This is a genomic window from Kitasatospora sp. NPDC089797 (assembly GCF_040684795.1).
In the GTDB taxonomy this organism is placed as follows: Bacteria; Actinomycetota; Actinomycetes; order Streptomycetales; family Streptomycetaceae; genus Kitasatospora.
On record NZ_JBFBGS010000017.1, the window covers coordinates 23,361 to 30,148 of the forward strand.

Sequence of the window (6,788 nt, forward strand, 5' to 3'; positions counted from 1 at the left end):
CTACGGCGCGGCGTCCAGCCGGGCGCGCAGCCAGCCGCGCAGCGCCTCGATCACGGCGGCGCGGGGGTGGTCCTCTCGCCGGCTGAAGTAGTAGTCGAGCTGGGCGGGGATCTCGACCTCCCCGATCCGCACCAGCTCGCCGCCGCGCAGGTGCGCCTCGGCCAGCTGCCGGCGCACCATGGCGACGCCCTGGTCGGCCAGCGCCGCCCGCAACAGCGCCTCCGCGTCGGAGTAGATCACCCCGTGGCCGGGATCCTCGGCGTCGAGCCCGGCCACGGTGAAGAACTCCTGCCAGGACCGGGCGACGAAGCGCAGCAGCGGTGCCCGCGGCAGGGTGGCCGTGGTCAGGCCGGGGTGACGGGTCAGCAGTGCGGGGGCGGCCACCGCGATGACCCGGTCCGCCAGCAGCCGTTCGGAGCGGTAGCCGCGCTCCTCGATCCGCCGGTGCCAGATGCCGACGTCGGCCGAGCGCGGGTCGGGCGGGGCGGTGCCGGTGTGCAGGCGCAGGGACAGCTCCAGCTCCGGGAGTTCGCGGGCGAGGTCGTCGAGCCGGGGGATGAGCCAGAGGTTGGCGAAGTCGGCCATCACGCTCAACTCCAGCGGTGCGGGCGCCCGGACGCCCGCGCCGGCGGCCTCGTCCAGCGCCTCGGCGAGCTCGGCGAGGGTGCGGCGCAGCCGGCCGGCGAGCCGTTCGCAGGCCGGGGTGGGCAGCATGTCCGGTCCGGCGCGGGTGAAGAGGGGCGCCCCGAGCCGGGCTTCGAGGGCGCGGACCTGGTGGCTCACCGCGCTGTGGGTGACGTGGAGTTCGCGGGCGGCCAGGGTGTAGCTGCGCAGCCGGGCCGCGGCTTCGACGCAGCGCAGGGCGGCGAGGCCGGGCAGCGCCGACGTGTCCACCGCGCGGCTCCCCTCGTGGTCGGCGGGCGCGGGCGGGACCGGCCCGCTCGTCGGGTATCGGACGGTGACGGACGATACCCGACGGTCCGGGTGACGGGAGGGGGTGTGCCGCGCTGCTCAGGGTGCCACGGTGTCCGCGGCGGGCGGCCGTGGGTCCTCGTCCTCGCCCGCCTCGGCCTTCCGGCGGACATCGTTCGGGGTGGGCGCCGTGATGGTGCGCTCCTCGGCGGACCGCTCCCGGGCGCCGACCGTTCCCTCGGCCTTCTTCCGGACGTCGGCCGGGGTGGGCGCAGTGATGGAGCGTTCCTCCGCGGACCGCTCCCGGGCCGGTTCGTCCGGCTGGGTCCCGTTGTCGTCGCGCGTGGTCATGGCCCGTTCCTCTCCGTGGAGTCAGTGGAGTCATCGGCGGGTACCAGGGCGGCTGCCCCGGCGGACCGGTTCCAACCGGCCGGGCGCCGGATCCGTGGGCGCACCGCTCCTTCGACCGTAGCCCCGGGCGGCGCGGTCAGGGTTCCCGGCCGTCGCCGTCCTCGGCCGGCCCGCTCCCCCGCGAGCGGTGCCGGCGCAGGAACAGGACCAGCAGGGCGACGGCGAGCAGCACGGCGACCGCGATGGTGGCGACCCGGCCGACGATGCCCTCCACCCTGGCGTAGGCGGCTCCGGCGAAGTAGCCCAGAAGGGTGAAGCCGACGCCCCAGGCGAGCCCGCCGAGGGCGTTGTAGAACAGGAACCGGCGGTAGGGCATCCGGGACATCCCGGCCAGCGAGGGCACCAGCGGGCGGAAGAAGGCGATGAACCGCCCGACGAAGACGGCGGCCGGGCCGCGCCGCCGGATCAGGTCCTGGGCCGTGTCGACCCGCTTGGCGTGGCGCCGGAGCGGACGGGTGCGCAGGATCGCCGGGCCCAGGTGGCGGCCGATCTCGTAGCCGACGGTGTCCCCGAGGACGGCCGCACAGACCACCACCAGGACCATCCAGCCGAGCGGGACGCTGCCCTGGTGGGCGATGAAGCCGCCGAGGACGGCGGCGGTCTCGCCGGGGATGAAGAAGCTGAAGAACAGGGCGTCCTCGGCGCAGACCATGCCGCCGACGGCCGCGTACACCACCGGGCCGGACAGGCCGCGCAGCCAGTCGGTGATCGAGTGCATCGGCCACACCTCGCCGGTGATCGGGCCCCTTCCGCCCCAATGTAGCGCCTGTGCCCCTTCCGGCCCCGACGGGCGTCCGGCCCCGGCTCCCGACCCCGGCTCCCGGCCCCGGCTCCCGACCCGGCGGGCGTCCGGCGGCGGGGCTGCCGACCGGGCGCCCGGCGCGGGCCGGGTGGTGGTCAGCGGCCCGTCGGGGCGCCGAACCAGCGGGTGAGGGCGGAGCGCAGCGTCACCGCCCGGTCCGCCGGGTCCGCCGTACCGGCCCAGCAGACGTAACCGTCCGGGCGGATCAGCAGCGGCGCCGTGGCGGCGCCCCGGCCGGTCCGGTCCACCCGGTCCGCCCATGGGGCGGCGGGCCCGGCGAGGGTGTCCTGCGGGTCGAGCAGCACGCCGCAGCCGGAGCGCAGGGCCTCGTACAGCCGGGTCGGGCCGAGGTCGAGGTCCGGCACCGGGAGGCCGAGGAACGGGTGGGCGGAGGCGTCCGGCATCGGGTAGCGGGTCGCGGTGCCGGACATCAGACCGCCGAGGTGGCGCCGGACGTCCGGCAGCTCGGCCAGCTCGGCGAAGACCTCCCGGGTGGCCGTCACGTCCGGGTCGCCGCCCCCCGCCCAGTCCATCAGCAGGCTCTGCGCCTGGATGTTGCGCAGCACGAGGGTGCCGGCCTGGTGCCGTTCGCCGTGGTAGCTGTCGAGCAGGCCCTCGGGGGCCGTACCGCGCACGGTGGCGGCGAGCTTCCAGCCCAGGTTGAAGGCGTCCTGGATGCCGCCGTTCATGCCCTGGGCCCCGAGCGGGAGGTGGACGTGGGCCGCGTCGCCGGCCAGCAGGACCCGGCCGTGCCGGTACTCCGCGACCTGCCGGGCCGCGTTGGTGATGCGGCGGGCGTGGCACAGTTCGAGCAGGTGCACCCGCTCGCCGAACACGGCGCGCAGGCCTGCGCGGATCTCCTCCTCGGTGATCGGGACGTCCCGGGGCAGCGAGCGGCCCGGACCGCCCATGGCCAGTCGGCGCAGCGGCCGGCCCTCGCCGTCGGTGCCGAGCGGGAAGACGCCGGCCCAGTGGCCGTCCGGGGACCGGTGGTGGGTGGCCAGCCCGTCGGTGCCGCTCAGCCGTACGTCGGCGGCGATCGTGGTCAACGTGCCGGGGCGGCCCGGGAATTCGGCCTTCAGCAGGGACCGCACCGTGCTGTGGCCGCCGTCGGCGCCGACCAGGTAGCGGGCGCGGATCACCCGGCCATCGGCGAAGCCCGCGGTGACGCCGTCCTCGTCCTGGTCGAGGGTCGTCAGTTCGTGGTCGCGCCGCACGGGCAGGCCCTGGGCGGCGAGGTGCCGCTCGAGGAAGGCCTCGAGGTCGGTCTGCGGGACGGAGCGCCACGGCTGGCGGGGCAGGAAGGCGGCGGTGTCCGGGTCCGGGTCGGTGCGCGGCGCGGTCGGCAGCGGGATGCCGGCGAAGTGACTGGTGCCGACCGGGCGGTCGCCGGAGGCCAGCAGCGGTTCCAGCAGCCCGCGTTGGTCGAACGTCTCCAGTGTGCGGGACTGCACGCCGCCCGCCCGGGAGAGCGCGCTGCGCTCCGGCAGCCGGTCGGCCAGTACGGTCCGCACCCCGGCCAGCAGCAGTTCGTTGGCCGTCGTCAGTCCGGTCGGGCCGGCGCCGACGACGAGTACGTCGGTGTCCATGGTCTTCTCCTCGGTCAGGTGGTTCGTGGGATCCTGGGGACGGGACAACACTCCTTCCGGCCGGGCGGGTTGGACCAGTGAGCGGCTCGATGGTGCCGCGATCCGACACCGGCTAGGCTCGGCACGGTGGAATCCGACCCGACCGGCCGCCCCGGCTCCCTCCACCCCGCCGGCTTCGACGAACTGGACCGCCGGCTCGTGCACGCCCTGCAGATCGACGGCCGGGCCCCGTTCAGCACCGTCGCCGCCGTCCTCGGCGTGTCGGACCGCACGGTCGCCCGCCGGTACGCCCGGCTGCGCTCGGTCGGCGCGCTGCGGGTGCTCGGCGGGATCGACCCGACCGCGCTGGGCGCGGTGCTCTGGCTGCTCCGGGTGCGCTGCGCGCCGTCCGCCTCGGTCGCGGTCGCCGAGGCGCTGGCCCGCCGCCCCGACACCTCCTGGGTGAGCCTCACCTCCGGCGGCACCGAGATCACCTGCGTGGTCCGCACCGAGAGCGCGGCCGACAGCGAGGCGCTGCTGCTGGACCGGCTCCCCCGGACCCCGCGGGTGGAGGGGGTGAGCGCGCACTCCGTGCTGCACTCCTTCTACGGCGGTCCGGACAGCCTGATCGCCAAGCTCGGCCCGCTGGACGCGGAGGCCGTGGCGGCTCTGAGCCCGCCACCGGCACCACCGCTGCCGCCGGTGCCGCCGGTGGCGCAGCACCCGGGGCCGGTCCGGCTGGACGACGGCGACCGCAAGCTGCTCGCCGCCCTCGCCGCCGACGGCCGCACCGGGACGGAGCGGCTCGCGACGGTGACCGGCTGGTCGCCGACGACCGTCCGGCGCCGGATGGCGGAGCTGCGCGAACGCGGGGTGCTCTACCTGGACATCGACTGCGACGCGCGCCTGCTCGGCTACGGCGGCCGGACCCTGCTCTGGCTCTCGGTCGCTCCCCCGCACCTGGAGGAGGCCGGCCTGGCCCTGGCCGGGCACCCCGAGGTCGCCTTCGCCGCCGCCACGACCGGGCCGACGAACCTGCACGCGACCGTGGTGTGCACGGACCAGCGCGCCCTGTACCGGTACCTCACCACCCGGGTGGCGGCCCTGCCGGCCGTCACCCACGTCGAGACGGCGCCGGTGATCCGGACCGTCAAACAGGCGGCGAACCGCTGGTAGCGGCGGGCGGACCGACCGCTCCCACCGCCCCGGCGCTCGGCCTCAGCGCGGCCTCAGCGTGATGTCGCCGTCCGGTTGCGGTGCGCCGCCTGCTTGGCCCGGTTGCCGCAGGCCGCCATGCTGCACCAGCGGCGGGCGCGGCCCCGGGTGTGGTCCGCGAACAGCAGCGTGCAGGTCGGCCCCTGGCAGGCCTTGACGTACCGGAAGTCCTCCCGGCCGACGGTCGCTGCCAGCGCCTGCCCGATCGGCAGCAGCAGCGATTCCGGGGTGCGCCAGCGTCGTTCGGTGCGCAGGAGCAGCCCGTTCGAGCCGGCCGCCCCCTCGCCCCCCGCATCGTCGGCCACGATCCGGACGAACTGCTCGTCCCGGGCGAGGAGTTGGTTGAGCGGTTCCAGCTCGTGCAGGTCCTCGGCCCCGACCGGCCGCCCCATCCGCTGCCGGACGAACCCCCGGAACCACTCCCGCAGGCTCCGGGCCTGGGCCGCGACCCGGTCCAGTTCCCCGGGCAGGGCCTGCGCCCGCAGCCGCTCCGACTCCTCGGCGGGCACCAGCCCGGCCTGGTCCAGCCAGGCCACCAGGCCATCGCCGTCGGGGATCCAGTCGACCTGCTCGGCGGCCGGGGTGGCGACCGAGTTCAGGAAGTCCAGGCCGAGGGCGTCGGCGACGAAGAGGGCCGGCGGCCGGCGGTCGGACACGGAACACGCTCCACGGTCGAGGGATCAGCCTTGGATCAAGGCTAACCACTCCAACAGCTCTTGACAAGTTACGAAGCACGTTCCTAACCTCGAAAACGCAGCCAAGCCGGTTACGGCGCCTTCATGGCTCCTTGTCGGCAAGGGTGGCAATCCTTGACACGTGAACGGCCGGACGACCCACATCGTCACAGCCATCGCATAACCAATCCAGCTGCGCCATGCAAGTTATCTGCTCAAGGAAGGAACACCATGCCCCAGATCGCCTACCGCTCGGTGGACGTCGACGGACTGAACGTCTTCTACCGCGAAGCGGGCCCCGCCGACGCCCCGACCCTCCTGCTGCTGCACGGCTTCCCGAGCGCGAGCCACATGTTCCGGGACCTCATCCCCCTGCTGGCCGACCGGTTCCACCTGGTGGCCCCCGACCTGCCCGGCTTCGGGCAGACCGACCTGCCGCCGCGCGAGGAGTTCGACTACACCTTCGACCACCTCGCCCAGGTCGTCGAGCGCTTCACCGAGGTGCTCGGCCTGGAGCGCTTCGCGCTCTACGTCTTCGACTACGGCGCACCGACCGGCTTCCGCCTCGCCACCAGGCACCCCGAGCGGATCACCGCGATCGTCTCGCAGAACGGCAACGCCTACGAGGAGGGGCTCAGCGACGGCTGGGACCCGATCCGCGCCTACTGGCAGGACCCGTCGCCCGCCAACCGTGAGGCCCTGCGCAGCTTCCTGACGCCGGAGGCCACCCGCTGGCAGTACACCCACGGGACCCCCGACCCGACGGCGGTCTCGCCGGACGGCACGACCCTCGACGGCGCCTACCTCGCGCGGCCCGGCGCCGACGAGGCCCAGTTGGACCTGTTCGGCGACTACCGCACGAACGTCGCCCTGTACCCGGCCTTCCAGGAGTACTTCCGCCGGCACCAGCCGCCGCTGCTGGCCGTCTGGGGCCGCAACGACCCCTTCTTCCTGCCCGCCGGAGCCGAGGCGTTCACCCGCGACCTCCCCAAGGCCACCGTCCGCTTCCTCGACACCGGTCACTTCGCCCTGGAGACCCACGCCGAGGAGATCGCCACGGCCATCCGGGAGTTCCTCTCCTGAGCACCCGTCCAGGGGCCGGGGTGCGCGGGCGACAAGCCGGTCGACCTCAAGGCCGCGCTGGACAAGGGCGACGTCGACGTCACCGACAACAGCCTGGAGCCGAACACCGCCGCCCAGATCCAG

At 74.9% G+C, this 6,788-nt stretch carries 7 protein-coding genes; 2 read left to right on the top strand and 5 right to left on the bottom strand.

Annotation, left to right across the window (positions count from 1 at the left end; all coding sequences use genetic code 11):
• The 4 genes from AB0O91_RS15520 to AB0O91_RS15535 form a co-directional block, all read right to left on the bottom strand.
• Entirely contained in the window at window positions 1–894 is an 894-nt protein-coding gene (locus tag AB0O91_RS15520) for a LysR substrate-binding domain-containing protein (RefSeq protein WP_363432463.1), read from the bottom strand.
• A 117-nt stretch (window positions 895–1,011) separates the two neighbouring features.
• A complete protein-coding gene (locus tag AB0O91_RS15525) occupies window positions 1,012–1,263 on the bottom strand; it encodes a hypothetical protein (RefSeq protein WP_363432465.1) in 252 nt (83 codons plus the stop codon).
• A 136-nt stretch (window positions 1,264–1,399) separates the two neighbouring features.
• A complete protein-coding gene (locus AB0O91_RS15530) occupies window positions 1,400–2,041 on the bottom strand; it encodes a DedA family protein (RefSeq protein ID WP_363432467.1) in 642 nt (213 codons plus the stop codon).
• Between the two features lie 179 nt (window positions 2,042–2,220).
• Window positions 2,221–3,714, bottom strand: coding sequence for an FAD-dependent monooxygenase (locus tag AB0O91_RS15535; RefSeq protein WP_363432470.1), 1,494 nt, complete (start codon window positions 3,712–3,714; stop codon window positions 2,221–2,223).
• 126 nt (window positions 3,715–3,840) lie between these two features.
• Here AB0O91_RS15535 and AB0O91_RS15540 point away from each other — a divergent pair, with 126 nt between their 5' ends.
• Window positions 3,841–4,869, top strand: a complete 1,029-nt coding sequence (locus AB0O91_RS15540; protein WP_363432473.1) for an Lrp/AsnC family transcriptional regulator — start codon at window positions 3,841–3,843, stop codon at window positions 4,867–4,869.
• 53 nt (window positions 4,870–4,922) lie between these two features.
• Here the strand turns inward: AB0O91_RS15540 and AB0O91_RS15545 are convergent, their stop codons facing one another.
• Window positions 4,923–5,564, bottom strand: a complete 642-nt coding sequence (locus AB0O91_RS15545) for an ABATE domain-containing protein (protein WP_363432475.1) — start codon at window positions 5,562–5,564, stop codon at window positions 4,923–4,925.
• Between the two features lie 249 nt (window positions 5,565–5,813).
• Here AB0O91_RS15545 and AB0O91_RS15550 point away from each other — a divergent pair, with 249 nt between their 5' ends.
• Entirely contained in the window at window positions 5,814–6,665 is an 852-nt protein-coding gene (locus AB0O91_RS15550; RefSeq protein ID WP_363432477.1) for an alpha/beta hydrolase, read from the top strand.
• The last annotated feature ends 123 nt before the right edge of the window (window positions 6,666–6,788 follow it).

What these genes read in the sequence shown, in the direction of transcription:
- AB0O91_RS15550 (WP_363432477.1), top strand. Translation starts at nt 5,814, where the DNA reads ATGCCCCAGATCGCCTACCGCTCGGTGGACGTCGACGGACTGAACGTC.
- AB0O91_RS15535 (WP_363432470.1), bottom strand. Translation starts at nt 3,714, where the DNA reads ATGGACACCGACGTACTCGTCGTCGGCGCCGGCCCGACCGGACTGACG.
- AB0O91_RS15525 (WP_363432465.1), bottom strand. Translation starts at nt 1,263, where the DNA reads ATGACCACGCGCGACGACAACGGGACCCAGCCGGACGAACCGGCCCGG.
- AB0O91_RS15530 (WP_363432467.1), bottom strand. Translation starts at nt 2,041, where the DNA reads ATGCACTCGATCACCGACTGGCTGCGCGGCCTGTCCGGCCCGGTGGTG.